This is a genomic window from Actinotalea ferrariae CF5-4 (genome assembly GCF_000603945.1).
GTDB classification, from domain to species: domain Bacteria; phylum Actinomycetota; class Actinomycetes; order Actinomycetales; family Cellulomonadaceae; genus Actinotalea; species Actinotalea ferrariae.
Genome location: NZ_AXCW01000454.1, coordinates 1 through 472, shown reverse-complemented (window position 1 = coordinate 472; position 472 = coordinate 1). Strand labels below are relative to the sequence as shown.

At 79.9% G+C, this 472-nt stretch carries 1 pseudogene; it reads right to left on the bottom strand.

Annotated features, from left to right (window positions below):
• Positions 1 to 472, bottom strand: a pseudogene (locus N866_RS21710) (hypothetical protein); the annotation flags it as partial.

The window sequence follows — 472 nt, the reverse complement described above, 5'->3', positions numbered from 1 at the left end:
CTGCGGGCACTGCGGGCACTGCGGGCCATGGCACCGACGACGGCACTCAGCGCGGCCAGGGTCGCGAGGAGCGTGACGAGGAGGAGGGCCCGCGCGGGCGGCAGCGCCCAGACCGTCGTCGGCAGCGTGCCGGACGGCATCCGGCCCGGCGGGACCGCCGTGACGTGCCAGACGGTGAGGACCGAGACGCAGGCCGAGCAGACCGCCCACGCCGCCGCCCAGCCGGCGGCCGCGCGGCGCGTCGCGTCGCCGCGAGGGTCCCCCGGGTCGAGCAGAACCGGGACGAGCACGGAGCCCACGGTCAGGACCGCGCAGACCTGCGCGAGCAGTCGTCCCGCGGCGACGGCCCACGCGACGGCGGCCCCGGCGTCGGGGATCCCGGCCGGGGTGCCGCGCGAGAGCTCGCCGGCCGCGAGGAGGACGAGCGTCATGGCGCCGAGCGCCACGGCGACGGGGGCCAGGCGCACGGCCC